The following is a 26,757-nucleotide window of genomic DNA, read 5'->3' on the forward strand; positions in this document are numbered from 1 at the left end:
GGCGAGGCGAGAGGCTGTGACGGCGCGTGGGTGAACGGCGATGGAGGACCGCGGGCAGCGCGCTGTGGCGGATCATCGTGGTGTGGGCGGTGTCGACCCTCACGCTGCTCGCGCTCGCCGGGGCGCTGCCCGACTTCCGGCTCCAGTCGGAGGACGGCGAGAGCATCACCAGGACCGCGATCACCGCGGCCTGGGGCGCCGGTGCGTTCGGCCTGCTCAGCGCACTGGTCTGGCCCCTGGTCGTACGCGCCTTCCTGCTGGTGCCGGCGCTGGTGCTGGGCCTGCTGGTGTTCTTCCTCAACGGCTCGCTGCTGCTGCTCGCCCTCCGGCTGATCCCCGACGGAGGCGGCGCGGCCGCCCCGGAGACCGCCGTCGTCGTCGCCGCCGTCATGTCCGCCGTCGCCTCCGCCACCTCCACCGCACTCGCCGTCCGTGACGACAACGCCTACCGGCGGCGCCTCTCCCGCCTCGCCACCCGCCGCCGCAGACGGGGCGGACCCGGCGGAGCGAACGGCGCCGGCGCCCCGCCCGGCACCGTGTTCCTGCAGCTCGACGGAGTCGGGCACGCCGTGCTCGTACAGGCCGTCGAGGACGGGCTCATGCCCACCGTCGCGCGCTGGCTCGGCTCCTCGCACCGGCTCACCCGCTGGCGTACCGACTGGTCCAGCCAGACCGGCGCCAGCCAGCTCGGCATCCTGCACGGCTCGAACCACGACGTCCCCGGTTTCCGCTGGTACGAGAAGGACACCGGCCGGATCATGGTCAGCAACCGTCCCGCGAGCGCCGTCGAGCTCCAGCGCCGTGCCGTGCGGCGGACCCGGGACGCCGGACTGCTCAGCCTCGACGGCGCAAGCCGCGGCAACCTGTTCACCGGCGGCGCCGACCAGCTCGCGCTGGTGCTCTCCGTCGCGGCCCGCCGCGGCCGGGCCAACCGCTCCCGCGCCGGCTACTTCGCCTACTTCTCCGACCCCGCCAACGCCGTACGCACCGCCGTGTCGTTCGTGGCGGAGGTCGCCCGCGAGATCGGCCAGTCGGTCCGCTCCCGGCTGCGCGGCGACGAGCCGCGCACCGGGCGCGGCGGCCTCTACCCCCTCATCCGGGCCTTCGCCACCGTCGTCGAACGGGACGTGGTGGTCGCCGCGGTGATGGGGGACATGCTCGCCGGACGCACCACCGTCTACGCCGACCTCGTCGCCTACGACGAGGTGGCCCACCACTCGGGACCGCACAGCCGGGACGCGGCGAAGGTCCTGGAACGGATCGACCGCTCCCTCGCCCTGATCGCCAAGGTCGCCGAGCACGCGCCCCGCACCTACCGGATCGTGCTCCTGTCCGACCACGGCCAGAGCCCCGGCGAGACCTTCGACGGCGCCTACGGCCTCACCCTGAAGGATCTCGTCCGGGCCGGCTGCGGGCTGCCCGTGTCCCGCCGCGCCGGCCGTACGAAGAGCGGCGCCGAGGCCCGCGACGCCGCCCGGCACGCGCTGCTCGGCGCGCTGCACCGGCCCATGGGGGAGGACGGCGCCCCCGAGCAGCCGGCGGACGGCCCGTCCGAGCCGGTCGTCCTCGCTTCCGGGAACCTGGGCCTGATCTCCTTCCCCGGGCTGCCGGGCCGCCCCAGCCGGGAACAGATCGACCGCCGCCACCCCGCGCTGCTGCACACCCTCGCCTCACATCCCGGCATCGGCTTCCTGCTGGTGCGCAGCGAACGGCACGGCTCGGTGGTGCTCGGCCGGGACGCGTCGGGCACGGTGGAGCTGCCGGTGGACCCGCTCGACGACTCCGGGCCGCTGGCAGTGTTCGGGCCGGGAACGGCCGACGCGATCCGCCGCACCGATTCGTTCCCGCACGTCGCCGACATCATGGTCAACTCCATGCACGACCCCGTCACCGGCCGTGTGCACGCCTTCGAGGCACAGATCGGCTCGCACGGCGGGCTCGGCGGCGAGCAGTCGTACCCCTTCCTCCTGTCGCCGTACGAACTGTCCGTGCCGGTCGCCGACGGCACGGAGCTGGTCGGTGCCGAACAGGTGCACACGGTGCTGCAGCGATGGCTGGACGAATGCCGGGGCGAACCGTTCGCTCCGCAGGTGCCCCTCGGCCCCGTGGAGGATCCCCGGTCACCGGGCCGCCCGGAAGAAGCATTTCCGGTCACCGGTCGGGTCGTGCAGGACAAATCCGAGTGATTTGGTGCGGTGTTCACCGTCCCTGACCATGGTCGGGTTGTACGGAGAAAGGCGCACCACCCCCCATGACCACCACAGTTCCCCGGAACGAACCGACCACCGCCATCGCCACCGCCGGGGAGCCGGGCGAAGACCGGAGCAAACACGCCAGGCGTTTCGGGCTGCCCGTCGCCACCGCACTGGTCATGGGCAACATCATCGGCGGCGGGATCTTCCTGCTGCCCGCCTCCGTCGCCCCCTTCGGGACGATCAGCCTGGTCGCCTTCGCCGTCCTGACCGTCGGGGCGATCGCGCTCGCCCTGGTCTTCGGACGGCTCGCCGAGCGCCATCCGCGCACCGGCGGCCCCTACGTCTACGCCCGTGAGGCCTTCGGTGACTTCGCCGGATTCCTCGCCGCCTGGTCGTACTGGATCACGGCCTGGGTGTCGAACGCCGCGCTCGCCGTGGCCGCCGTCGGCTACCTCGACGTCCTCCTGCCGCTCCACGACTCCAAGCCGGCGACCATGGCGGCTGCCCTGGTGCTCCAGTGGCTGCCGGCCGTGGCCAACCTGGCGGGCACGCGGTACGTCGGCGCCGTCCAGCTCGTCGCAACCGTCATGAAGTTCGTGCCGCTGCTGCTCGTCGCCGTGGGCGGTCTGTTCTTCTTCGACGCGGACAACCTCGGGCCGTTCGAGGCGAGCGGCTCCGGCACGGTCGGAGCGATCTCCGCCTCCGCCGCGATCCTGCTCTTCAGCTACCTCGGCGTGGAGTCGGCGGCGGTCAGCGCGGGCGAGGTCCGCGACCCGCGGCGCAATGTCGGACGCGCCACCATCCTCGGCACTCTCGGCGCCGCGGCGGTCTATCTGCTCGGCACGCTCGCGGTGTTCGGCACCGTCGCCCACGACGAACTGACCGGCTCCACCGCCCCGTTCTCGGACGCCGTCAACGCCATGTTCGGGGGCTCCTGGGGCGGTTCTGCCGTGGCGTGCATGGCGCTCGTCTCCATGGTCGGCGCGCTGAACGGGTGGACCCTGCTCAGCGCCCAGACGCCGTACGCGGCTGCCCGCGACGGCCTCTTCCCGGCCGCCTTCGCCCGCAAGCGGCGCGGTGTGCCGACGGTGGGAGTGCTCGTGACCGTCGTCCTGGCCTCGCTGCTGACGGTCTACAACTACACGGCCGGTTCCGGCGGCGTGTTCGAGATCCTCGTCCTCGTCACGACGTTCACGGCGACCGTGCCGTATCTGCTGGCGACGGCCGCGCAGATCTACTACCTGGCCTCGGGCCAGGCGCACCGCGTCAGCCGGGCACGGCTGGTGCGCGACGGCGTCCTCGCGGCCGTCGCCGCCGGCTTCTCGGTGTGGCTGGTCGCCGGGTCCGGTTACGCGGCCGTCTACCAGGGCGTGCTGTTCCTCTTCGCCGGTGTCCTCGTGTACGCGTGGATGTCGGCGCGTAACCACCGGACCGCGACCACGGCGAGGACGGCGAGGACGGCGACGCCGGCGGTCGACGGGGACACGGCAGCCCGACAGGCGTAGCCGGACGTAGTCCGAAAGGGCGAATTCCCGGCAAGGGTGGCGCGTCGCGGGTGGTTCCCGGGCACAGGTGGCATGTCCAGGAGGTTGTGCCCGTGAACCGTCCCGTGCGCTGTGCCGACCGTGTCGTGCTCGCCGTCCTGATGGCGCTCGTCGCCGTACTCGGGACCCGGGCGGGCGCCACGGCCGTCACCTCGCCCGGTGCGGATCGCCCGCCGGCCTCCGCACCCGCCGATCCGGCAGGTGAGGCACCGCAGGACACTTCCGAAACGGAACAGCCCCCGCCCGTCCGGGCGGAGCGGCGCCCCGCGCGGGCCTGCGAGCCGCCCGGGGACACGACCGAAGGCGCCGGCGCCCTCGGCCCGTATCCCCGTGGAGCGGCCCGGCCCGCGGCCGCGCCGCCCCCGCCCCCCGCCACGAGGCTCCTGGTCCTGCGCTGCTGAGGACCCGTACGGGACCGGCACCACGACATGCCGTGTCCCGACGGACGTGCACCACCCCTCACACCCTCACCATGCGCAAGGAGACAGCCATGCCCATCGACCCCTACGCCGCAGTGAACGCCATCATCCGTGCCGAGGTCGTCCGCACCGGTCCGGACGAGCACGGTGTCCCCGGTGCCGCCGAACGAGAACCCGAACCCCCCGAGCCCTCCGAAGGAAACGCCCTCGGCTCCCGCTCGGGGTCCCGGTCCGGCTCCCGGTCCGGCGACGGCCTCTGATCCACGCCGCCGGACGCCCCCGGCGCGCCGGGCGGCCCCCGGCGTGAAACCATCGGTCTCATGACTGCCTATCAGGAGCGCCTTGTCGTACCGGTGCGCTGGTGGTTGCTGGCCGCCGCGGCCAGCTGCGGAGTCGCCCTCGCGGTCGCTCCGCTCGGCATCGGACCGGCGCTGACCGCCGCGGCGGTCAGCGCCGTGCTCCTGGCGGCCGCGCTCGTCGGCTACGGCGCGGCACGCCTGCGCGTCCAGGACGGCGTACTGATCACCGAAGGGCTCGCGATGCGGGTGGAACGCCTCGGCTGGATCGAGATCCTGGACGAGGACGAGGCACTGGAATGGCGCACGTTCCGGGCCGGTCCGCACGCGCGCTTCGCCCTGCGGGCGTACATCCCGACGGCGGTCCGGGTCGAGGTCGCCGACCCGGCCGTGCCGTTCCGCTACCTGTACGTGTCCACCCGGCATCCCCTGCAGGTGGTCCGGGCCATCAACGCCGCGAAAGCGGAGGCACAGCCCGTCTGAAAGGCCCGCCGGTGCGACCCTCCGGCGCGATCCGCCGGTGCGAGCTGCCGGTGTCACCCCCGGTGCGAGCTGCCGGTGTGACGCGCCGGTCCCAGCCGCCGGTCTGAGCCGCCGAGGTCAAGGGCGGCGGCTCAGACCGGCTTCCGGCGGGCGCAGGGCCGCACCCCGGACCAGGGCTGCATCCCGGACCGGGGCTGCATCCCGGTGCGGGGCGGCCCTCGTCGTCGCGTGCTCCGCCGCGCTGCGGTGGTCGGCCTCGCGGGCCACGGTCACGGGGTGAGGGACCGCAGGTACGTCACCGTCGCCGGGTCGGCCGGCAGCAAGGTCTCGATGGCGAGCTCGGCGACGGTGACGTCCATCGGCGTGTTGAACGTCGAGACCGACGAGACGAAGGACAGCACTCGGCCCTCGTGCTCGATCACCAGCGGCAGCGCGACATGCGGATACGACGCCGCGTCCGGCCCGTCCGTCCCGTCCGCCCCGGCCTCCACACCCGCTCCGTCACCTCGGTTCTCGCCGTGCTCCGGCGTGCCGCCCCCGGAGCCCGGGGACGGATACGCGGCGACCTCCTCGTACAGCTCGCGCAGCTCCGGAGAGCGGACCAGCGCCATCTGGTGCTCCATCCGGGCCAGCAGATGAGCCCGCCACTCCCGCAGATTCCGGATCCGCGGTGCGAGGCCCTGCGGGTGGAGCGTGATCCGCATCGCGTTCAGCGGGGGAGCGAGCAGATGGCCCGGCAGGCCCTGAAGGAGCAGCGCGATCCCCCGATTGGCCGACACCACCGTGTACGTCCCGTCGACCACCAGCGCCGGATAGGGCTCGTAGCCCCGGAGCAGCTGCTCGATACCCGCGCGCAGGGAACCCATCGCGGGATCGTCCAGCGGCGTCTGCGCGTACCGCGGCGCGTAACCGGCCGCCAGCAGCAGCACGTTCCGCTCGCGCACCGGCACCTCCAGCTGCTCCGCGAGCCGCAGGGTCATCTCCTCGCTCGGCCGGGACCTGCCCGTTTCGACGAAACTGATGTGCCGCGCCGAGGAGTCCGCGCGCAGGGCCAGCTCCAGCTGACTCAGTCCGCGCCGCTCTCGCCAGCCGCGCAGCAGTGGCCCTACTCCCGTGTCGGGCGCGACAGTTGTCATACGGTCACCGTAACGTCGCCGACAGACACATCCGGAGGGAGCCTCGCTCATGCCCACAGAGCCGCTGTCGCAGAAGGAGATCGAGGACAGGCTGCGGGAACTGCCCGGCTGGTCACAGGAGGGCGACCGCATCGCCCGCACCTACCGGCTCGGCACCCACTTCGCCGCCACCGCACTGGTCGTCCATGTCGCGCAGATCCAGGAGGACCTGAACCATCACTCGGACCTGCTCCTCGGCTACAACACGGTCAACCTCACCGTGAACTCGCACGACGCGGGCGGCGCGATCACCGAACGCGATTTCGAACTCGCCCGCCGCGTCGAAGCGGTGGCCCCGAACCACGGCGCGAGCTGACCGTGCTGCACGACGACGAGACCTGCGACACGGCCGGGAGCGTCAGCGCCGGCCGGAACACCTTCCTCGACTACGACGTCGAGGCCGCCGTCTACGACGCCACGCGCGGCGGCGCGCCCCGTGCCGCCGCGGCCGCGGCGGCGGTGCTCTCCCTCGTCCCGGACGCGGCCCGCGCGCTGCTCGACATCGGCTGCGGCACCGGGCTGGTGACCGAGCGGCTGGGCCGGCCGGGGCTTAGGGTGCTCGGCGCCGACTCCTCGCCCGGCATGGCCAGGATGGCCGCCGGCCGGGTCGAGGGAGTCGTCCTCGCCGATGTGCGCCGGCTGCCGCTGCCCGACGCGTCCGTGGACGCGGTCAGCGCGGTGTGGCTGCTGCACCTGGTGCCGGACGCCCGGACCGTGGTGGCCGAGGCGGCGCGTGTGCTGCGCCCCGGCGGGGTGTTCGTCACCACCGTGGACAAGGACGCCGGGCACGACGTCGGCAGCGACATCGACGCCGTCCTCGCCCCGTACCGGACCGCGCAGGCGTACGACCGCGCGGCCCGCATCGAGGCGTTCGCCGCGGCCCACGGCCTCGGCCCGGCAGGAGAAACCCACTTCACCGGCCATGGGCAGGGCCGCTCACCGCGCCGCACCGCGCAGGCCCTGCTCCGCGGCGAGTACGCGTCACGGCTCACGGCCCGCGGCGCGGTCGCCGAGAAGCTCGCGGCGGAACTGTCCGCCCTGCCCGAACCGGACGAACCGCGCGCCGAGCCCCGCTACCGGGTCCTGGCACTGCGCCGCTCCTCCGCGTCCTCACCACCACCTCGCTGATGCGTTCACCGTGACCGTCACCGTCACCGCTACCTTCGCCTTCCTCGCTCGATTCCACAGCTCACGCCGGTGCACGCACACACCGCTCGCCGCTCGCCGCTCACCGCTCACCGCTCACCGCAGGGCGGATGCGAGCACGCGCCGTTTTGCCGGAACGGCAACAGAACTCGCCATCCCGGCCCACTGGGCGCACCCTGGCGCCATGAGCCATCACCACCATCACGGGGCGGGCGACAGCCACGACCCCGCCCACGCCACGACCGACGTGGACTGGGACGAACTCGCCCCGCTCCTCGAACGCCAAGCCGCACTGCAGGGCCCGATGTACGCGCAGGCCGCGGCCTGGATCGGGGAGCAGCTTCCCGCCGCGGCCGTACGCCGCGTCCTCGACATCGGCAGCGGGCCGGGAGTGATCAGCTGTCTGCTCGCGGAGGCGTTCCCGTACGCGGAGGTCATCGCCGTCGACGGCACACCCGCCCTCCTCGACCAGGCCCGCGCCCGCGCCGAGCGCACCGGCCTCGGCGACCGCGTCCGTACCCATGACGCCGAACTCCCCGACGGCATTGAGGATCTGGGCGAGGCGGACCTCATCTGGGCGGGCAACTCACTGCACCACCTGGGCGATCAGCGCGCGGCCCTCGCCGGCTTCGCCCGGCTGCTGCGGCCCGGCGGGCTGCTCGCGCTCGTCGAGGGCGGACTGCCGCCGCGCCATCTGCCGCGTGACATCGGCATCGGCCGCCCCGGCCTGGAGGGCCGGCTCGAAGCCGCCAACACCGCGTGGTTCGAGGAGATGCGCGCCGCCCTGCCCGGTGCCAGGACGGAGATCGAGGACTGGCGCGCTCTGCTCTCCGCGGTCGGCCTGACCCCCACCGTCACCCGCTCCTTCCTCCTCGACGTCCCGGCCCCGGTCACCGCCCCCGTGCGCGAGCATCTGGTCTCCGCCTTCTCATGGCAGCGCAAGGCCCTGGGGGACCGGCTGGACGCCGACGACGCCGCCGTACTGGAACGGCTGCTGGACCCGGACGACAAGGACGGACTGATGCACCGCCCTGACTGCTTCCTGCTGGCGGCCCGCACCGTGCACACGGCCCGGCGGGGCTGAGCCGTCTCGGACACGGCCTGGACGGGTTGACCGACGTGCCTGGGCAGTACACCTAGAGCCTCGCCGTCAGCAGGACGCCCGCGTACGACACCGTGGCGATGAGCACCCAGGCCGTGAGCCCGGCCACGGCGACCCGCGGGCCGGTGCGGGTCAGGGACGGCAGATGGACCGCGCTGCCCAGGCCGAACAGCGCGGCGGCGAGCAGGAGTTCCTGAGCCGTGCCGGCCGCCGCGAGGGCGGGGGCGGGGAGCAGGCCCGTGGTGCGCAGGGCCACCAGGGCGAGGAATCCCACGACGAACAGCGGGACCAGGGGAGGCCGGCCGGCCGAGGGGGCGCCGCGGCCGCGGCGGCGCACGCCGACCACGATGCCCGCGACCAGCGGGGCCAGCAGTGCCACCCGCATCAGCTTGACCAGGACGGCCTCGCCCAGGGCGTCCGCCCCCGCGGTCCCGGCGGTGGCCACCACCTGGCCCACGTCATGGACGCCCGCCCCCACCCACCGTCCGAACTCGGCGTCGGTCAGCCCCAGGGGACCGTGCAGCAGCGGCAGTACGGCGATGGCGAGCGTGCCGCACAGCGTCACCAGCGCCACCGAGGTGGCGACGTCCTCGTCGTCGCTGTCGTGGACCGTGGCGACCGCGCCGATCGCGGACGCTCCGCAGATGGAGTAGCCGGTGGCGATGAGCAGCGGCTGGTCGCCCGGCAGCCCGAGGCGGCGCCCCAGCCACCAGGTGCCGCAGAACGTGGCGGCCACCACGGCGAGCACCATCGCGACCGTCGCCCAGCCCAGCCCCAGCACGTCCGCCATGCTCAGCTTGAGCCCGAGCAGCACGATCCCGGCCCGCATCAAGCGTTTCGACGCCAGCGTCAGACCCGTACGGCAGCGGCCGCGGACATGGGCGCGCAGCCAGGGGGTGTGCGCGGCGGCGATACCGAGGACGACGGCGGCGGTGAGCATCGGCACGGCGGGCACGAGGAGGTGCACCAGCCACGCCGCACCCACTGCGCCGGCGGCGAGCACCAGGCCCGGACCGGCGCCGGGGCCGGGACGGGGGCCGTTCGCCTTCTCGGGCGTCCCATGTGAAGCGCCGCGTGAGGTCCCGCGTGAGGCCGGACCGGAAGCGCTACGTGAAGTGCCGTGTGAAGTGCGCGAAGTGACGCGTGACATTGCACGCGCTGTGATGCCGTGCGCCCAGGAGCCCGCGAGGGCCATCACCGGTCGGCGGGCAGGCTGTAGACGCGCCGGACGCTGGTGCCGAGGCGGGCGATGTCGGCGCCGTACACATGGAGGGACTGCGCCACACCGGTCCCGGCGTTGCGCACGAGGTGGATGTCGCCGGGCGGAGCGAACGCGGCGACCGCGCCGCGCGGGTTCACCACGTCCTCGGTGGCCACCAGCCGGGCCGTCGAGCCGTGCGGGACCAGGCGATAGCGGCGTTCGTGCTCCTCGCCCTCATGAACACCCGTGACGCACCAGGAGACATGATCGTGGATGGGGGTGTGCTGCCCGGGCAGCCAGACCAGGGCCACGACGGAGAAGCTGCCGTCGTGCTCGGCGTGCAGGACGTGCTGCCGGTAGTGCCGCGGGTCCCCCTCGCACTGCTCGGCGGTGAGCAGGTCGGGCCTGCCGAGGTGCGGCAGGAGCTGCTCCGCCACGAGGTGTGCCGTGGACTCGGGGGACAGTCCGCGGTTCACGGTCTCGCGTATCTCCGTCACCAGCGAGCGCAGACGGGCGGTCGTCCGCGGAGGGGAGTTCGTGGCTGTGTTCGAAGGCGTCATGAAACGCAGCGTCCGCCCGCGTACTCCGGCGCGTCCACGTGGGATTGCTTGCCGGGTCCTCAACCACCGCTTATGGATGCGGCGGCGCGCGGCGGCTCCTCAGCAGCCGGTCTTGCGCTCGGCCACCGCCACGAGCCGGTCCAGCACCAGGGCGGTTGCGGGGATACGGAGATGGTCGCGCAGAGCGTAGGCGTGGACCCGGCGGCGGGTGTGCGGCTCCACGATCCGGCCCGTGACCTTCTGGTGGCAGAGGAACGACAGCACCAGCTGCGGCACCATCGCGATCCCCACCCCCGCCGCCACCAGACTCTGCATCACCAGGTTGTCGTCCGTGGTGCACGCGATGTCGGGGGTGAACCCCTCCTCGGCGCAGGCGTGCAGGAAGTTGGCACGACAGCGCAGACAGCCCGCGATCCACCGTTCGTGGGCCAGATCGGCCAGGCGCACCGAGCGGCGGCGGGCCAGCGGATGCCCGGTGGGGAGCAGTACCGTCAGCGGGTCCTCCAGCAGCCGTACCTCCGACAGCTCGCCGGGAATCTCCGCCGACTGGCCCGGATAACTGAAGGCCAGGGAGATGTCGCACGCGCCTTCGGCCACGAGTCGCAGCGACTCCGGCGGCTCGCTCTCGGTCAACTCGACGCGTATCCCGGGGTGTTCGGCGGCGAGCATGGCCATCGCCTCCGGGATGAGGGTCGCCCCGGCGCTGGGGAACGCGCACACCCGCACCCGCCCCGCGCGGAGCCTCGCTATCGCGTCGATCTGCTGCTGCGCCGCGGACAGGCTGTCGAGGATCACGCCGGTGTGCCGGGTCAGCGCCTCCCCGGCCTCGGTGAGCCGGATGCCCCGGCCGACCCTGGTGAACAGAGGGGTGCCGAGGTCCCGCTCCAGCGCCTTCATCTGCTGGCTGACAGCCGGCTGGGTGTAGCCCAGCGACCGTGCGGCCGCCGAGTACGAGCCGGTCCTGACCACCTCATGAAAAGTCCTGATGTACCGGGAGTCGAACACAGCAGAAGCATAAGCAGAAATTGGGACGGCAAAAGTAGGTGAATCCCCGTGAGAACAGGCCGATTGATCCGGCGCGGATCACCCGGCGACAGGCTCCGGCCGCCACCACTGGAACGGCGAGTCGGTGTCCTCCCACTGCCGCACGTTCGCACCGTCGTCTCCGGAGCCGCCCTCGGTCTCCAGCAGCAGCCCGCTGATGTGGCTGATGAGCGTCACTGTCCCGGGGGCGTCGAGGTGCTGCTCGATCAGCCACTCCTGAGCGCCGTAGTTGTTCGCCTTCCACTGCTGGACGTTGGCGCCGTTCTCGGTGGAGGCGTTGGCGACGTCGAGCCGCTTGCCGCTGTTCACGTTGGTGAGGTGATAGAGGCCGCCGCCTGCGTGCGTGACGTCCCACTGCTGCCCCGGCGCCCCGGTCTCCCGGCCCTGCTGCACATTGGCACCGCTGCCCTTGGCGCCGTTGTACACCTCCAGCAGCAGTCCGCTGCCGGCGTTGCGTACGAGGTAGCGGCCTTCCCGGAAGGGCGCTGCGGGGGTGCGGGGCCTGCTCATGGGGCCTCACCCTACGTGAGGCCCCATGGCCGGCGGCAGGTCAGGCCTCGGCCGCCGCGGCGAGCGCGGCAGGCCGTCACGCCGTGGGCCACGCCCGCGCCCGCTTGACCTCGCCGGTGTGTCAGACGCCCAGCGAGAACGTCGCCGGGTCCGGTCCGAGCCGCCGGCCCTCGTCCAGGGCGCCGAACGCCGCCAGATCGTCGGCGTCCAGCTCGAAGTCGAAGACGTCGATGTTCTCCTGGATCCGGGACGGGGTCACGGACTTGGGGATCACGACGTTGCCCAGCTGCAGATGCCAGCGGAGCACGGCCTGGGCCGGGGTCTTCCCGTGCTTCTGCGCGATCGCGACGATCGTCGGGACCTCCAGCAGCCCGCGGCCCTGGCCGAGCGGGGACCATGCCTCGGTGGCGATGCCGTGCTTGGCGTGGAACGCCCGCGACTCGGCCTGCTGGAGCTGGGGGTGGAGCTCGATCTGGTTCACGGCCGGCGCGACCGAGGTCTCGCCCAACAGCCGCTCCAGGTGTGCGGGAAGGAAGTTGGACACGCCGATCGCCTTGGCGCGGCCGTCGGCGAGGATGGTCTCGAACGCCTTGTACGTGTCCACGAACGCGTCCTTGGCCGGAAGCGGCCAGTGGATCAGGTACAGATCGACGTAGTCGAGGCCCAGCCGGGTGAGCGAGGCGTCGAAGGCGCGCAGCGTCGAGTCGTAGCCCTGCTCGCTGTTCCAGAGCTTGGTGGTGAGGAAAAGCTCCTCGCGGGGGATGCCGGAGGCGGCGACGGCCTGGCCGGTTCCCTTCTCGTTCTCGTAGATGGCTGCCGTGTCGATGCTGCGGTAACCGGCCTCCAGGGCCGTACCGACGGCCTTCGCCGCCTCGTCGTCCGGCACCTGCCACACGCCGTAGCCGAGCTGCGGCATGGAGACACCGTTGTTGAGGGTGATGGAGGGGACCTTGCTCACGAGCGGTCGATCCTTACGTCGTCGGGAAGTGCTCCCATGGTCAACGATCACAACGGCCGGGGGATTCCCGTCAGGGGAGACCGGCCGGTACGACCACGACCCTATGGGTATCGGCGCCCCCGGTCCTGTCGACCCCTGCACGTGGGCGGCGCCCCGCCCGGAGACGCCCGTCGGACGGCCTCCGGGGCGATGGGGCGGCTGTCGGGGAGAAGGGTGCGAAGCGGCCAGGAGAACGGGGAGGCGTCTGGCGAACACGGTCCGTGACCACGCCGATTGCCTTCTGCGGACGACGCCACGTCGGCGGCACCCGACCGCCTCAGGCGCCGGCCGGAGGCGCTGCGGGGGTGTCCGGCCGGCATCGGTCGGCAGCAGGAGGACCTCCTCGGCGACGCGCGGGGCGAGTCCGCGCGACGGCTCGTCGGCGATCGGGACGGCGGACGGGCGCCGCAGAAGCCGTCAATGACTGACGCGTCGTCAATTGGACTGCCGTCGGCCCGTCGTGGCGCGCGTGCCGGGCTCGGCGAGTCGTTGTGCGGTGAGGCGTTGTGCGGTGAGGCGTTGTGCGGTGAGGTGGGGCGAGGCGCGGTGCTGTGAGGCGAGACGCGGCGCCTCAGTGATAGAGCGCGTCCACCTCGTTGGCGTACGCCGTCTCGATCGCCTTCCGCTTCAGCTTCAGCGACGGCGTCAGCAGCCCGTGCTCCTCGCTGAACGGATGCGCCAGGATGCGGAACGTACGGATGGACTCGGCCTTGGACACCAGGGTGTTGGCGGCCACCACGGCCCGGCGGACCTCCATCTCCAGATCCGGGTCACGCACCAGCTCGGCCGGTTTCATCGGCGCCCTGTTGCGCATCGCCAGCCAGTGCTCGACGGCCTCGTGGTCCACGGTGACCAGCGCCGCGATGTAGGGACGGTCGTTGCCGACGACGATGCACTGCGCCACCAGCGGATGGGCCCGCACCCGCTCCTCGAGGCCGATCGGCGACACGCTCTTGCCGCCGGACGTCACCAGGATCTCCTTCTTCCGCCCGGTGATCGTCAGATAGCCGTCCTCGTCCAGGGCCCCCAGGTCGCCGGTGGACAACCAGCCTTCGTTGAGCACGGCGTCCGTCGACTTCGGGTCGTTCAGATAGCCGGAGAAGAGCTGTGGGCCGTGCAGCCACACCTCGCCGTCCTCGGCGATGTGGACCGTCGTTCCCGGGATGGGCTGGCCGACCGTGCCGTACTTGGTGCGCTCCGGCGGGTTCGCGGTCGCCGCCGCGGTCGACTCCGTCAGCCCGTATCCCTCGAAGACGGTGACGCCCGCGCCCTCGAAGAAGAGGCCGAGGCGCCGGTCCATGGCCGAACCGCCGGACATCGCGTGCCGCACCCGGCCGCCCATGGCCTCGCGGACCTTCTGGTAGACGACCTTCTCGAAGAACTGGTGCTGCAGGCGCAGGCTCGCGGACGGACCGGGCCCGAGCCCGAAGGCCCGGTGCTCCATGGCCTCCGCGTACCGCACCGCCACCTCGACGGCCTTGTCGAACGGTCCCGTCTTGCCCGCGGCCTCCGCCTTGCGCCGGGCGGCGTTGAAGACCTTCTCGAAGATGTACGGCACGGCCAGGATGAACGTGGGCCGGAAGGACGCGAGGTCGGAGATCAGCGCACTGGCCTGCAGCACGGGCTGATGTCCCATCTTGACCCGGCCCAGGATCGCGGCGACCTCCACCATCCGTCCGAAGACGTGCGCGAGCGGCAGGAACAGCAGCGTCGCGGCCTCGTCGCCCGGCTTGGAGTGGAAGACCGGCTCCCAGCGCCCGATGAGCGTGTCGGTCTCGTACATGAAGTTGGCGTGGGTGATCACACAGCCCTTGGGCCGGCCGGTCGTCCCCGAGGTGTAGATCACCGTGGCGATGGACTCCGGGGTCACCGCCCGCCGGTGCCGGTGCACCACGTCGTCCTCGATGTGCGCGCCCGCCTCGAAGAGTTCGTCGACCGCGCCCTTGTCGAGCTGCCACAGCCGCTTGAGGTGCGGCAGCCGGTCGATGACCGAGCCGATCGTCATCGCGTGGTCCTCGTGCTCGACCATGCAGGCCGACACCTCGGCGTCGTGCAGCATCCACAGGACCTGCTCGGCCGAGGACGTGGGGTAGACGGGAACGGACTGTGCGCCGACCGCCCACAGCGCGAAGTCGAAGAGCGTCCACTCGTAGCGGGTGCGGCACATGATCGCGACCCGGTCGCCGAACCGCACGCCCTGGGCGAGCAGTCCCTTCGCGAGGGCGAGCACCTCGTCGCGGAAGTCGGCGGATGTCATGTCGTGCCACTGGCCGCCGTCGTCCTTGCGGCCGAGCGCGACCCGTTCGGGGTCGGTCTGGGCGTGGTCGAACACGGCATCCGCCAGTCCGCCGACAAGGGGGGCCGACGCCAAGGGGGGAACCGTGAACTCACGCAATGACCTGCTCCTTGTGGCGCTCCGCACAGCGCCGGTGACGGTACCCCACCGGGCGGTCATGCGGGAGACCCTTCAACAACTCGGCACATTTCGCATCGGCGCTGGTCAGCCGCTCAAATCCGGCCAACGACGGTGATGGCAGGCCATGTTCTGACCGAAGAGTAAGTCGCGACAGATGGAATCTGCACGGAATCTGTACGCGGCCAACACGCCCTGGTTGTACCCGGCGCCCGGAGCGAGGGGGCGGCGGAGACCGGCACGGGGGACCGCGGCCCGCCCGCCGGGCAGTGCGAGTAGGGCGGTGCGACTAGGGCGATGCGTGTCGGGCGGCGCGAGTAGGGCGGTGCGTGTCGGGCGGTGCGAGTAGGGCGAGGCGTGTCGGGCGGCTCAGCGGGAACCGGCGGACATCACTGCGGGCCGCCCGCCGGCCGGTGCAGCCGGTCGCCACCTGCCAGGATCGCGGCGGCCAGGGCGTCCGCGGCCTCCTGGGTGCCGTGCGGGGCGCCCGCGCGGTGGCCGTGGAGCAGAACGAAGTCCACGTCGCCCAGTTCCGGCAGCCCGGCGCGGGCCGGAACCGGTACCAGACCCGGCGGGATCAGCCCCCGCGTATGGGCCATCACCCCCAGGCCCGCCCGCGCCGCCGCGACCAGTGCGCTCAGGCTCGTGCTCGTGCACGCGATGCGCCAGGCACGCCCCTGCGCCTCGAGGACCTCCAGCGCGCGGGCCCGGGTGATGCCGGGCGGAGGGAAGACGATCAGCGGGACCGGGCGGTCCGGGTCCAGCCGCAGCTGCGGGGCGCCGATCCAGATCAGCGCGTCCTGCCAGACCAGTTCGCCGTGCGCGCCCTGAGCGCCGCTGGTGCTGCTGCCGCGCGTGCCGCGTGTGCCGCGCGTGCCGCTCGTGCGGCGCTTGGCGAGGACGAGGTCGAGCCGGCCCGCCTCCAGCTGCTCGTGCAGCGTGCCCGAGAGCTCGACGGTCAGCTCCAGATCGACCTCGGGATGGTCGCGGCGGAACGACTCGAGGATCTCCGGCAGCCGGGTCAGCACGAAGTCCTCGGACGCGCCGAAGCGCAGCCTGCCGCGCAGCCGCGTCCCGGTGAAGAACGCCGCCGCCCGCTCGTGCGCCTCCAGGATCGTCCGCGCGAAGCCGAGCATCGCCTCGCCGTCCTCGGTGAGCTGCACGCTGTGCGTGTCCCGGGAGAAGAGCTGGCGGCCCGCCGCCTCCTCGAGCCGCCGCACATGCTGGCTCACCGTCGACTGACGCACGCCGAGCCGCCGGGCCGCCTGCGTGAAGCTCAGCGTCTGGGCCACGGCGAGGAAGGTGCGCAGCTGGGCCGGGTCGTACACGGAACCCATGGTAGCCGCGCCCATCACGAAACGTGATGACAGTCAGAACGGTGTACGGGATTCCCGATCGCCCGGCGGGCGTGGACGATGGAGAGGGCACGACCTGAACCGAGAGCTAGTGGAGCACATGAGCCGCCGCACCCCCCTTCGACCGCCGTCCTGGCTGCCGGTCGACGCCTACATCCTCGCGCTGCTCGCCACCGTGCTCCTCGCGGCGCTGCTCCCCGCGTCCGGAGCGGCGGCCACGGTCACCGACGGAGCCGCCACCGGCGCGGTCGCGCTGCTCTTCTTCCTCTACGGCGCGCGGCTGTCGACCCGCGAGGCGATGGACGGACTGCGGCACTGGCGACTGCATCTGACCGTGCTGGCCGCCACGTTCGTCCTCTTCCCGCTCCTCGGAGTGGCGGCCGGGGGACTGGTCCCCACCGTCCTCACCCCGCCGCTCTACGGCGGACTCCTCTTCCTGTGCCTCGTGCCGTCCACCATCCAGTCGTCGATCGCGTTCACCTCGATGGCCCGCGGCAACGTGCCCGCGGCGATCTGCGCCGGCTCCTTCTCCAGCCTCGCCGGGATCCTCCTCACCCCCCTGCTGGCCGCGCTGCTCCTCGGGCACGGCGCGGGCGGCTTCACGGCGGACTCCCTGCTGAAGATCGTGCTCCAGCTGCTGGTGCCGTTCCTGTCGGGACAGCTGCTGCGCCGCTGGATCGGAGGCTTCCTCGGCCGGCACAGGAGGCTCCTCGGCTACGTCGACCGCGGCTCGATCCTGCTCGTCGTCTACACCGCCTTCAGCGAAGGCATGATCGCCGGCATCTGGCACCAGGTCACCCCCGTACGGCTGGGTGCGCTGCTCCTCGTGGAGGCGGTGCTCCTGGCCGTGATGCTGAGCCTGACCTGGTACGGGTCCAAGCGACTCGGCTTCGTACGCGCCGACCGCATCGTGATCCAGTTCGCCGGCTCCAAGAAGAGTCTGGCGGCCGGGCTGCCGATGGCGAGCGTCCTCTTCGGCGCGCAGGCGAGCCTCGCCGTGCTGCCGTTGATGCTCTTCCACCAGATGCAGCTGATGGTGTGCGCCGTCATCGCCAAACGGCGGGCGAACGACCCTCAGCCGACGGCGCCCGCGCCGGAACGGACACCGGCGCGCGCCTCCGCCCGCTGAGTTCGCTGCGCCCGCTTCCCTTCCTCGGAGCCCTCCTCCCCGGCTCCCGCTGCCCCGGCCCTCTTCCTCCCGGCCCTCTGCCCCCGGGTCCGTTCACGCAGTCTTCTTCCCGGCGTTGCCGATGTGGCGGGGTGTGACATGTGACGCGCGCATAGCGTCCCGGTCGTCACGAGGGACCAGGGCGGGAACAAGGGGTGGGGAAGCATGTCCAGTCAGCTCCAGGGGCCGGACCGGGACGTTCCGGCGACGGGCGGCACACGCGGGACCAGCCGGAGGGCCGTGCTGCGGGCGGCCGGTGTCGCGGGAGCGGCGACCGCCGCCGGCGGGCTCACCGGCACGTCCGCGGCCGCCGCGCCCGCCGCGGGGTCCGCGTCCGCTTCCGCGGCGACGTCCGACAACGTTGCCGGATGGCGGACCGACACCGACAGCCCCCGGTTCACGCTCGCCGTCATGCCCGACACCCAGTACCTCTTCGACGGCGCGAGCATTCACAAGGAGCCCGTCGAGGCGGCGCTGCGCCACGTCGTGGACCACGCCCGCGACGAGAACATCGTGTTCCTGTCCCACCTGGGCGACCTCACCGAGAACGGCCGGGCGGAGGAACTCGCCCCGCTCGGCGAGGCGTTCCGGATCCTGGACCGGCGCGGCGCCGGCTACAGCGTCCTCGCCGGGAACCACGACATCGACTCCCGGACCGACGATCAGCGCGGACGGACGCCCTACCTCGACGCCTTCGGACCGCAGCGGCTGCGCGGGCTGCGCACCTTCGGCGGCGCCTCGCCCGACGGCTACAACACCTACCACCGCTTCCGTGCCGCGGGCCGCACCTGGCTCGTGCTGGCGCTGGACTGGCGGCCGTCCGCCGCCGGGATCGCCTGGGCGAAGAACGTCATCGCCCAGCACCCGAGCACACCCGTCGTCCTCACGACCCATGAACTCGTGTACGCCGACACCGCCGGCGAGGAGGCGCGCCTCTCCGGCTTCGGGCAGCACCTGTGGGACGAGCTCATCGAGAGCCACGACCAGATCTTCCTCGCCCTGGGCGGACACTTCTGGCCGGCCGCCCGCACCGTACGCACGAACGCCGCAGGCAACGACGTCCATCTGCACGTCACCAACTACCAGGACCGCTACTTCGGCGGCAGCGCGATGATCCGCCTCTACCGCTTCGACCTGTCCCGGAACACCATCGACGTCTCCACGTTCTCCCCCTGGCTCCTCGCCAAGGAGAAGTCCGGCCGGCTCAACGCCCTGGAGCGGCGCGAGCTCGAACTCACCGACGCCGACAACTCCTTCTCCGTCCCCGTCGACTTCGAGAAGCGCTTCGCCGGCTTCGCACCCCTCACCCCGCGCCGCCCCCGCCCCGCCGAGCGCATGCTGCTCCCCGGCACCGTCGCGTACTGGCGCTTCGACAGCGGCCGGCCGGACGGCTCCGCCGCGGACGAGGACCTCCGCGTCCGCGACCTCTCCGGCCACGGCAACGACCTGATCCGCAGCGCCGTCCCCGGCAGCCCCGCCGACGCCCTGCGCTGGTCCGGCCGGCACCACCCCGACCAGCCCGGCCACGGCAGCCTCTTCTTCGACGGCTCGAAGCCCCCGCTGCGCGGTGCCTGTCTGCGGACCGTGCCGGGCGCGCCCCTCAACACCCAGACATTCCGCTCCGGTTACACCATCGAGGCGTTCTTCATGCTGCCCGACGACTGGACGAGCTCCCGCAACGCCTGGTCGGCGCTGCTCAGCCGCCAGGGCACCCTCGGCGCGGCCGGGAAGACCGGCGACCCCGAGGAGCCCGTGGTCACCCTCTCCCTCTCCGACGGGCACGCCCTCCAGTGGGCCGCCGCGCCCCTCGACCAGAAGGGACTCGTCACCCACTGGAGCCATGAACTCCCGCTCGGCACCTGGTGGCACGCCGCCGTCGTCAACGACGGCCGCCGCACCACGATGTACGTCGACGGCTGCCCGGTCGCCCGCAATCCCGCCACCTTCACCCAGGGACTGACCACCCTCGGACTGTCCTGGCTGCTCGGCGGCTACGAGTACGGCGGCAGGCTCGACCAGCTCTTCCGCGGCTGGATCGGCGACGTCCGCATCACCGGGCGCGCCCTGCCCACCGGCGCGTTCATGAACGCCTAGAGGCACCTGTCCGCGCTCGTCGGCGCCGGGGCGTCGTCGACGCGGGCAAGGACCCGGCCGGCGCAGGGGGCGCTCCCCGCCGGCCGGGTCCGTCACACCCCCGAGCGAAGGGCGAGACGTTCCTCACCCGCGTACACGTTCATGTCCGGGCCGCGCAGAAAGCCGACCAGCGTCAGCCCGGTCTCGGCCGCCAGGTCGACGGCCAGGGACGAGGGCGCGGAGACGGCCGCGAGCACCGGGATCCCCGCCATCACCGCCTTCTGCGCCAGTTCGAACGACGCACGGCCCGATACCAGCAGGATCGCCCGGGACAGCGGCAGCAGGTCCTCGCGCAGTGCCCGGCCGACGAGCTTGTCGACGGCGTTGTGCCGGCCGACGTCCTCACGGACGTCGAGCAGTTCGCCTTCCTCCGAGAACAGCGCCGCCGCGTGCAGCCCGCCGGTCCGGTCGAAGACCCGCTGCGCGGCCCGGAGCCGGTCGGGGAGGCCGGCCAGCAGAGCGGGCTCGACCCGGACCGGCGGAGTGTCGGCGATGGGGAAGCGGGTCGTGGTGCGTACCGCGTCGAGGCTGGCCTTGCCGCACAGGCCGCACGACGACGTCGTGTACACATGGCGTTCCAGGGTGATGTCCGGCACCGGAACACCCGGCACGAGCTGCACATCGACCACGTTGTACGTGTTCGTACCGTCGTCCTTGGCGCCCGCGCAGTACACGATCGACCGCACCTCGGCCGCCGAGCCGATCACGCCCTCGCTGACGAGGAACCCGGCCGCGAGCGCGAAGTCGTCGCCCGGCGTGCGCATGGTGATCGCCAGCGGCCTGCCGTTCAGCCGGATCTCCAGCGGCTCCTCGGCCACGAGTGTGTCCGGCCGGTCCGTCACCGCCCCGTTCCTGATCCGGATGGTGCGGCGGCGCTCGGTGACCCGTCCCATGGTGATCAGTCCCGATTCTGTACGTGGGCGAAGCCGAAGCGGCCCTTGATGCAGAGGTTGCCGTGGGTCACCGGGTTGTCGTGCGGCGAGGTGACCTTGACGATCTCATTGTCCTGCACGTGCAGGGTCACATTGCACCCCACACCGCAGTAGGCGCACACCGTCGTCGTCTCCGTCTGCGCCGACTCGTCCCATGTACCCGCCGCACGCATGTCGAACTCGGACTTGAACGACAGCGCGCCGGTCGGGCACACCTCGATGCAGTTGCCGCAGTACACACACGCGGAGTCGGTGAGCGGGGCCGCGTGCTCGGTGGAGATCCGGGCGTCGAAACCGCGGCCCGCGACGGCGATCGCGAAGGTGTTCTGCCACTGCTCGCCACAGGCGTCGACGCACTTGTAGCAGAGGATGCACTTGCCGTAGTCGCGCACGTACAGCTCGTTGTCGACCTTCGGGTCCTCCTCGACCCGGGCCGCGTCCGGGCCGAACCGGCCGGGCTCGGCCCCGTACTCCTCGATCCATCCGGCGACGCCGGGCGTCGTCGACATGTCGACCGAGGAGGCGAGCAGTTCCAGGACGATCTTGCGGCTGTGCCGGGCACGCTCGCTGTCCGTGTGCACGCTCATGCCGGGCTCGGCACGGCGGGAGCAGGCCGGGGCGAGCGTCCGCGCGCCCTCGACCTCGACGACACACACCCGGCAGGCGTTCTTCGGCGTGAGCGTGTCGCCCTGGCACAGCGTCGGGACGTCCTTGCCGGCGGCCCGGCAGGCGTCGAGGATCGTGGACCCCTCCGGGGTCCTGACGGTCTCGCCGTCCAGGGTGAACTCGACGAGACGGCGCGGCAGTCCCAGCGGTACGGCGGTCATGCGTACGCCCCCAGACGGTCGATGGCGGACTCCACGGCGTTCCACGCGGTCTGCCCGAGACCGCAGATCGAGGCGTCCCGCATGGCACGGCCCACCTCCCGGAGCAGGGCGATGTCGTCGACGGCCGCCGCGCCCCTGCGGTCGGCGATCCGGCGCAGCGCCTCCTCCTGCCGGACGGTGCCCACCCGGCAGGGCACGCACTGCCCGCACGACTCGTCGCGGAAGAACTCCGCGATGCGCAGCAGGATCCGGGCAAGCTCGACCCGGTCGTCCAGGACGAGGACGACACCCGAGCCGAGGGTCGTGCCGGCCGCGCGGGTCCCCTCGAAGGTGAGGGGGATGTCCATCTCGTCGGGCCGTACGAAACCGCCGGCCGCGCCGCCGAGCAGCACGGCCCGCATCCGCTCCGGCTTCCCGGCGAGTTCGAGGAGTTCGCCGAGGGTGGCACCGAACGGCAGCTCGTACACGCCGGGCCGCGACACGTTGCCCGAGACACAGAACAGCTTCGTCTCGGCGGCGGTGAAGGCCTCCGCTCCCCGGGCGAGGACCGGCAGGACATTGACGAGCGTCTCGACGTTGTTGGCCGCGGTGGGCTTGCCGAACAGGCCCTTCTCCACCGGGAACGGGGGCTTGGAGCGCGGCTCGCCCCGGTACCCCTCGATCGAGTTGAACAGCGCGGTCTCCTCACCGCAGATGTACGCGCCCGCGCCGCGCCGGATCTCGATGTCGAAGGCGTAGCCCTGTCCGAGGACGTCGTCGCCGAGCAGGCCCCGGGCGCGGGCCTCGGTGAGGGCGTTCTCCAGCAGGCGCAGGGCCCGCGGATACTCGCCGCGCAGATACAGGTAGCCCCGGTGCGCGCCCACCGCGTAGCCGGCGACGGTCATCGCCTCGACGACGGCGTACGGGTCGCCCTCCATGACCACCCGGTCCTTGAACGTGCCGGGCTCTGACTCGTCGGCGTTGCACACGAGATAGTGCGGGCCGTCGGGCTGGGAGGCGGTCGCCTGCCACTTGCGCCCGGTGGGGAACGCCGCCCCGCCCCGTCCGACCAGGCCCGACTCGGTCACCTCACGGATCACCCCGGCCGGCCCGAGCGCGAACGCCCGGCGCAGCGCCGTGTACCCGCCGTGCGCCCGGTAGTCGTCCAGGCTGTACGGGTCCACGGCCCCGACCCGGCGCAGCAGCACCAGCCCGTCCTGCCCGGCCTGCGGAACGGCGTCCGCGGCAACCGGCTCCGGGCCCGCGTCCGCGGGAGCACGCGCCGCCTCCGCGACGGCCCCGGCGTCCGCGGGGGCGACGACGGCGGTCACGGGGGACTCGCCCGCGCGCACCACCAGCGCCGCCGGAGCCCGCTCGCACAACCCCAGGCAGGGGCTCCGCTCGAACGACACCCCGGCCGCCTCCAGTCCCGCGCACACCCGGTCCGCGCCGCGCGCCGCGCACGCCAGGTCCGTACACGCGTGGACGACCGTCGTGGGACGGGGCCGCAGGGAGAACATCGAGTAGAACGTCGCCACCCCGTAGGCCTCCGCCGGGGGCACCATGAGCCGGCGGCACAGATACGCCAGCGCCCCCTCGCTGATCCAGCCCACCCGGTCGTTCACCGCGTGCAGCCCCGGCAGCAGCAGATCGCGCCGCTCCCGCGCCGCGTGGCCGCCGCGCGCCCATCGCAGGTCCTCGTCGCTCCGGCCGGAGCCGTCGCTGCCGGGGGCCGCGTCCCACGCCGAGGCGGGCGGCCCGAGCAGCGTGTCCACCGCGGCCCGTTCCTCGTCGGTCGGCCTGCTGTCGCCGAAGTGCAGATCCATGGTGCCTCAGCTCCCCACCCGCAGCTTCTCGATCCGTATCGCCGAGGCCTTGAACTCGGCCGTGCCCGCGATCGGGCAGTTCGCCTCGATCGTCAGCTGGTTGGTGTCGACCTCGTCGGGAAAGTGCATCGTCATGAACGCGAGCCCGGGCCGCAGCCCGGTGTCCACCCACACCGGTGCCACCACCGAACCGCGCCGCGAGGTCACCCGGACCCGCTCGCCGACGACGACGCCGTAGCGCTCCGCGTCCTCCGGGCACAGCTCCACGTACTCGCCGCGCCGCAGCGGTGAGGCGAAACTCCCGCTCTGCACCCCGGTGTTGTACGAGTCGAGCCGGCGTCCCGTCGTCAGCCGGATCGGATAGCGCTCGTCGGTCAGATCCACCGGCGGATCGTGCTCGACGAGCCCGAACGGCGCGAGCCGGCCCCGAGCGGCCGGGTCCGCCTCCCACAGCCGGCCGTGCAGAAAGCTCGACGGCAGCCGTTCGAGGTCGGGGCAGGGCCACTGCAGGCCCTGGTGCTCCTCCAGCCGTTCGTAGGTCATGCCGAAGTGGTCGGGGGACAGGTCACGCAGTTCGTTCCACACGGCCTCGGCGCCGGCGAACTTCCAGTCGTGACCGAGCCGATGTGCCATGTCACACAGGATCTCGATGTCCTCGCGTGCCTCGCCCGGCGGAGTCACCGCCGCCCGCACCCGCTGGACACGCCGTTCGCTGTTGGTGGTCGTCCCGTCGGTCTCCGCCCAGGCTGCGGTCGCCGGCAGCACCACGTCCGCCATCTCCGCCGTCCTGGTCAGGAAGATGTCCTGGACGACGAGGTGGTCGAGCGCGGCGAGGCGGCGGATCGCCTGTTCGCTGTCGGCCTCGGACTGGGCCGGGTTCTCGCCGATGCAGTAGACCGCCCGCAGGCCGCCCTCCTCCATCGCCTCGAACATGTCGGTGAGCGTCATCCCGTACCGCGGCTGGATCGCCGTGTCCCAGGCGGTCTCGAACTTCGCCCGGTGGGCCGGGTCGAGGATGTCCTGGAAGCCGGGCAGGCGGTTGGGGATCGCGCCCATGTCGCCGCCGCCCTGCACGTTGTTCTGCCCGCGCAGCGGCTGCACCCCCGAGCCGTAGCGGCCCACGTGCCCGGTGAGCAGGGCCAGATTGATGAGCGCGCGGACGTTGTCTGTGCCGTTGTGGTGCTCGGTGATGCCCAGGGTCCAGCACAGCTGGGCCCGTTCGGCCCGGGCGTAGGCGTGGGCCAGTTCCCGGATCGCCGCGGCGGGGACCCCGGTGACCTTCTGCGCCGCGGTCAGGGTCCAGGGCTCGACCAGTGCCGCGTACTCCTCGAACCCGGTCGTGGCACGCTCCACGAAGGCCCGGTTGACCAGCCCCGCGTGGATGATCTCGCGGCCGACGGCGTGCGCGAGAGGGATGTCCGTGCCGACGTCGGGGCCCAGCCAGCTCTCGGCCCAGGCGGCGGTGGAGGTGCGGCGCGGATCGACGGCGTACATCCGCGCCCCGTTGTGTATCCCGCGCAGCACGTGCTGGAAGAAGATCGGGTGCGCGAAGCGGGCGTTGGAACCCCACATCACGATGACATCCGTGTGCTCCACCTCCGCGTAGGAGGAGGTGCCGCCGCCGGAGCCGAAGGCGGCGGAGAGCCCGGCGACGCTCGGGGCGTGGCAGGTCCGGTTGCAGGAGTCGACGTTGTTGGTGCCCATCACCACGCGGGTGAACTTCTGCGCCACGTAGTTCATCTCGTTGGTGGCGCGTGCGCAGGAGAGCATGGCGAAGGAGTCGGGACCGTGCTCCCGGCGGGCCCGGCGGAAGCCGTCCGCCGCCCGGTCCAGCGCCTCCTCCCAACTCGCCCTGCGCAGCGGGCCGTTCTTCGTGTCGCGGACGAGCGGGTGGGTGAGCCGGGTGTAGTTCTGTTTCGTTCGCTCTCGCTTCTTCACGCTGCGCTCCTCGTCGCCAGCAGGTCCGAGATGGCGGCCACCGTGCGCAGGGTGGGCACCGGCACCGCGGTGATCCCCGCGAGTTCCACCACGGCGGCGAGCAGTACGTCGAGCTCCAGGGGTTTGCCCTTCTCCAGGTCCTGGAGCGTGGAGGTGCGGTGGTCGCCCACCCGCTCGGCGCCCGCGAGGCGCCGCTCGACGGAGATGGCGGGCCGGCAGCCGAGGGCCGCGGCGACCTGCAGCGTCTCGGTCATCATCTGTTCGATGACCTCGCGGGTGGTGCGGTGCCGGCACATCTCCCGCATCGTCGCCCGGGTGAGGGCGCTGATCGGGTTGAAGGAGATGTTGCCGAGCAGTTTGATCCAGATGTCGTCGCGCAGGTCCGGTTCCACCGGGCACTTCAGGCCGCCGGCCCGCATCGCCTCGCTGAACTCCCGACAGCGCGCGGACAGGGAGCGGTCCGGCTCGCCGACCGAGAAGCGGGTGCCCTCGAGATGGCGGACGACCCCCGGGCCCGCCAGCTCGGTCGCCGCGTACACGACGCAGCCGACGGCCCGTTCGGGGGCGAGCACGGCGCTGACCGTCCCGCCCGGGTCGACGCTCTCGATGCGCTGTCCGTCGTAGGGGCCGCCGTGCCGGTGGAAGTACCACCAGGGGATGCCGTTCTGGGCGGCGACGATCGTGGTGCTGTCCTTCAGCAGCGGCTCGATCAGCGGCCCGCACGCCGCGTACGAGTTGGCCTTCAGGCCCAGGAACACATGGTCGACCGGGCCGATGTCGGCCGGCCGGTCGGTGGCGTGGACGCGCGCGGTGTGGTCGCCGCGCGGGCTGAGCACCCGGACGCCGTGCTGCTTCATGGCCGCCAGATGCGGGCCGCGGGCGATGAGATGGACATCGGCTCCGGCGCGCGTCAGCGCGGCTCCGACGTAGGCGCCGATCGCACCGGCACCGACGACTGCGACTTTCACGTGAGGCTCTCCGTTCGGTCGAGGGAACCGAGAAACGGGGCGACAGGGACAGGCTGAACGGTGTCGAACCGTGTCGACGATATATTGTCTACAGTATGGATTTGCCGCCGACAAGGCGTGTGGCAGCGTGGAGAGGACAGCCCGTCGGACGACAGGAGCCAGCGATGGCCGGGGAGATCTCGTTCTTCGAACTCGGTGTGGACGATCCCGTGAAGGCCCGTACCTTCTACGGGAATCTCTTCGGCTGGACCTTCGAGGAGGTGCCCACCGGAACCGGCTTCGCGATCACCACACCCTCCGTCCCCGGCGGGGTCCACGGCGCCGACACCGAGGCCACGCCGTACCTCTTCTTCAAGGTCGACGACCTTGAAGAAGCCCTGGAACGGATCGTCGAACTGGGCGGTACGGTCGAGGGCCCCGACACCGAGGGCGAGGAGAGCGTCGCGCGCTTCGGCCGCTTCCGCTTCTGCCGTGACGACCAGGGCTCGCCGTTCGGGGTGCACCAGCCCCCGGCGCGCTGATCGGACCTTCCGGGCCGGAGGCGGC

At 72.3% G+C, this 26,757-nt stretch carries 24 protein-coding genes; 11 read left to right on the plus strand and 13 right to left on the minus strand.

Annotated elements, in window-relative coordinates; translation table 11 throughout:
• The first annotated feature begins 26 nt into the window (after nt 1–26).
• The 5 genes from ACIQMR_RS27605 (at nt 27) to ACIQMR_RS27625 (ending at nt 4,937) form a co-directional block, all read left to right on the plus strand.
• A complete protein-coding gene (locus ACIQMR_RS27605; protein ID WP_401392638.1) occupies nt 27–2,186 on the plus strand; it encodes an alkaline phosphatase family protein in 2,160 nt (719 codons plus the stop codon).
• Nucleotides 2,187–2,251: 65 nt separating this feature from the next.
• On the plus strand, nt 2,252–3,700 hold the full coding sequence (locus ACIQMR_RS27610) for an amino acid permease (RefSeq protein ID WP_401392640.1): 1,449 nt from the start codon (nt 2,252–2,254) through the stop codon (nt 3,698–3,700).
• Nucleotides 3,701–3,792: 92 nt separating this feature from the next.
• Nucleotides 3,793–4,140: a hypothetical protein gene (locus ACIQMR_RS27615; protein ID WP_266386575.1), complete on the plus strand. Its 348-nt coding sequence runs from the start codon at nt 3,793–3,795 to the stop codon at nt 4,138–4,140.
• An 89-nt stretch (nt 4,141–4,229) separates the two neighbouring features.
• Nucleotides 4,230–4,418, plus strand: a complete 189-nt coding sequence (locus ACIQMR_RS27620) for a hypothetical protein (protein WP_401392644.1) — start codon at nt 4,230–4,232, stop codon at nt 4,416–4,418.
• Between the two features lie 60 nt (nt 4,419–4,478).
• Nucleotides 4,479–4,937 (plus strand): DUF3093 family protein, encoded by a 459-nt coding sequence (locus ACIQMR_RS27625; RefSeq protein WP_401392647.1) that lies wholly within the window; start codon nt 4,479–4,481, stop codon nt 4,935–4,937.
• 269 nt (nt 4,938–5,206) lie between these two features.
• On the opposite strand, the gene ACIQMR_RS27630 is transcribed toward ACIQMR_RS27625, so the two are convergent.
• A complete protein-coding gene (locus ACIQMR_RS27630) occupies nt 5,207–6,073 on the minus strand; it encodes a helix-turn-helix domain-containing protein (RefSeq protein WP_401392650.1) in 867 nt (288 codons plus the stop codon).
• A 49-nt stretch (nt 6,074–6,122) separates the two neighbouring features.
• Here ACIQMR_RS27630 and ACIQMR_RS27635 point away from each other — a divergent pair, with 49 nt between their 5' ends.
• The 3 genes from ACIQMR_RS27635 to ACIQMR_RS27645 all read left to right on the plus strand — a co-directional run bounded on the left by ACIQMR_RS27635 (nt 6,123) and on the right by ACIQMR_RS27645 (nt 8,342).
• A complete protein-coding gene (locus tag ACIQMR_RS27635) occupies nt 6,123–6,428 on the plus strand; it encodes a 4a-hydroxytetrahydrobiopterin dehydratase (protein ID WP_340370597.1) in 306 nt (101 codons plus the stop codon).
• A gap of 5 nt (nt 6,429–6,433) precedes the next feature.
• Complete coding sequence (locus tag ACIQMR_RS27640) at nt 6,434–7,240, plus strand: class I SAM-dependent methyltransferase (RefSeq protein ID WP_401392804.1); 807 nt, start codon at nt 6,434–6,436, stop codon at nt 7,238–7,240.
• Between the two features lie 202 nt (nt 7,241–7,442).
• Entirely contained in the window at nt 7,443–8,342 is a 900-nt protein-coding gene (locus ACIQMR_RS27645) for a class I SAM-dependent methyltransferase (protein ID WP_401392653.1), read from the plus strand.
• 52 nt (nt 8,343–8,394) lie between these two features.
• On the opposite strand, the gene ACIQMR_RS27650 is transcribed toward ACIQMR_RS27645, so the two are convergent.
• The 7 genes from ACIQMR_RS27650 to ACIQMR_RS27680 all read right to left on the minus strand — a co-directional run bounded on the left by ACIQMR_RS27650 (nt 8,395) and on the right by ACIQMR_RS27680 (nt 16,422).
• Entirely contained in the window at nt 8,395–9,510 is a 1,116-nt protein-coding gene (locus ACIQMR_RS27650; protein ID WP_401392656.1) for a YeiH family protein, read from the minus strand.
• 44 nt (nt 9,511–9,554) lie between these two features.
• A complete protein-coding gene (locus ACIQMR_RS27655) occupies nt 9,555–10,121 on the minus strand; it encodes a cysteine dioxygenase (RefSeq protein WP_401392659.1) in 567 nt (188 codons plus the stop codon).
• A 99-nt stretch (nt 10,122–10,220) separates the two neighbouring features.
• Nucleotides 10,221–11,126: a LysR family transcriptional regulator gene (locus ACIQMR_RS27660; RefSeq protein ID WP_401392661.1), complete on the minus strand. Its 906-nt coding sequence runs from the start codon at nt 11,124–11,126 to the stop codon at nt 10,221–10,223.
• 78 nt (nt 11,127–11,204) lie between these two features.
• Complete coding sequence (locus ACIQMR_RS27665) at nt 11,205–11,675, minus strand: RICIN domain-containing protein (RefSeq protein WP_401392664.1); 471 nt, start codon at nt 11,673–11,675, stop codon at nt 11,205–11,207.
• A 121-nt stretch (nt 11,676–11,796) separates the two neighbouring features.
• Nucleotides 11,797–12,633 (minus strand): aldo/keto reductase, encoded by an 837-nt coding sequence (locus ACIQMR_RS27670; protein ID WP_401392667.1) that lies wholly within the window; start codon nt 12,631–12,633, stop codon nt 11,797–11,799.
• A gap of 610 nt (nt 12,634–13,243) precedes the next feature.
• Nucleotides 13,244–15,043: an AMP-dependent synthetase/ligase gene (locus tag ACIQMR_RS27675; protein WP_401392670.1), complete on the minus strand. Its 1,800-nt coding sequence runs from the start codon at nt 15,041–15,043 to the stop codon at nt 13,244–13,246.
• A 431-nt stretch (nt 15,044–15,474) separates the two neighbouring features.
• On the minus strand, nt 15,475–16,422 hold the full coding sequence (locus ACIQMR_RS27680; protein ID WP_401392673.1) for a LysR substrate-binding domain-containing protein: 948 nt from the start codon (nt 16,420–16,422) through the stop codon (nt 15,475–15,477).
• A 118-nt stretch (nt 16,423–16,540) separates the two neighbouring features.
• Here ACIQMR_RS27680 and ACIQMR_RS27685 point away from each other — a divergent pair, with 118 nt between their 5' ends.
• Both ACIQMR_RS27685 and ACIQMR_RS27690 read left to right on the plus strand, forming a co-directional pair.
• Complete coding sequence (locus ACIQMR_RS27685; RefSeq protein ID WP_401392676.1) at nt 16,541–17,569, plus strand: bile acid:sodium symporter family protein; 1,029 nt, start codon at nt 16,541–16,543, stop codon at nt 17,567–17,569.
• 204 nt (nt 17,570–17,773) lie between these two features.
• Complete coding sequence (locus ACIQMR_RS27690) at nt 17,774–19,702, plus strand: LamG-like jellyroll fold domain-containing protein (protein ID WP_401392679.1); 1,929 nt, start codon at nt 17,774–17,776, stop codon at nt 19,700–19,702.
• 92 nt (nt 19,703–19,794) lie between these two features.
• Here the strand turns inward: ACIQMR_RS27690 and fdhD are convergent, their stop codons facing one another.
• The 5 genes from fdhD to ACIQMR_RS27715 are packed head-to-tail and all read right to left on the minus strand — an operon-like array spanning nt 19,795 to nt 26,211.
• The gene (fdhD, locus tag ACIQMR_RS27695; protein WP_401392682.1) at nt 19,795–20,634 is read right to left on the minus strand and encodes a formate dehydrogenase accessory sulfurtransferase FdhD; all 840 of its coding nucleotides are present in this window, start codon (nt 20,632–20,634) and stop codon (nt 19,795–19,797) included.
• A 5-nt stretch (nt 20,635–20,639) separates the two neighbouring features.
• On the minus strand, nt 20,640–21,500 hold the full coding sequence (locus ACIQMR_RS27700; protein ID WP_401392685.1) for a 2Fe-2S iron-sulfur cluster-binding protein: 861 nt from the start codon (nt 21,498–21,500) through the stop codon (nt 20,640–20,642).
• Nucleotides 21,497–23,305 carry an NADH-ubiquinone oxidoreductase-F iron-sulfur binding region domain-containing protein gene (locus ACIQMR_RS27705; RefSeq protein WP_401392688.1) on the minus strand — a complete coding sequence of 603 codons (1,809 nt, stop codon included), beginning with the start codon at nt 23,303–23,305 and terminating at the stop codon, nt 21,497–21,499. The genes ACIQMR_RS27700 and ACIQMR_RS27705 overlap by 4 nt, the downstream gene beginning before the upstream one ends.
• Before the next feature lie 6 nt (nt 23,306–23,311).
• On the minus strand, nt 23,312–25,243 hold the full coding sequence (locus ACIQMR_RS27710) for a molybdopterin oxidoreductase family protein (RefSeq protein ID WP_401392691.1): 1,932 nt from the start codon (nt 25,241–25,243) through the stop codon (nt 23,312–23,314).
• Nucleotides 25,240–26,211: a 2-dehydropantoate 2-reductase gene (locus ACIQMR_RS27715; RefSeq protein ID WP_401392694.1), complete on the minus strand. Its 972-nt coding sequence runs from the start codon at nt 26,209–26,211 to the stop codon at nt 25,240–25,242. Before ACIQMR_RS27715 ends, ACIQMR_RS27710 begins: the two co-directional genes overlap by 4 nt.
• A gap of 164 nt (nt 26,212–26,375) precedes the next feature.
• On the opposite strand from ACIQMR_RS27715, the gene ACIQMR_RS27720 reads away from it, so the two are divergent.
• Complete coding sequence (locus tag ACIQMR_RS27720; RefSeq protein WP_401392696.1) at nt 26,376–26,732, plus strand: VOC family protein; 357 nt, start codon at nt 26,376–26,378, stop codon at nt 26,730–26,732.
• The last annotated feature ends 25 nt before the right edge of the window (nt 26,733–26,757 follow it).

The organism is Streptomyces sp. NPDC091376, from assembly GCF_044757085.1.
Taxonomy (GTDB): domain Bacteria; phylum Actinomycetota; class Actinomycetes; order Streptomycetales; family Streptomycetaceae; genus Streptomyces; species Streptomyces pratisoli.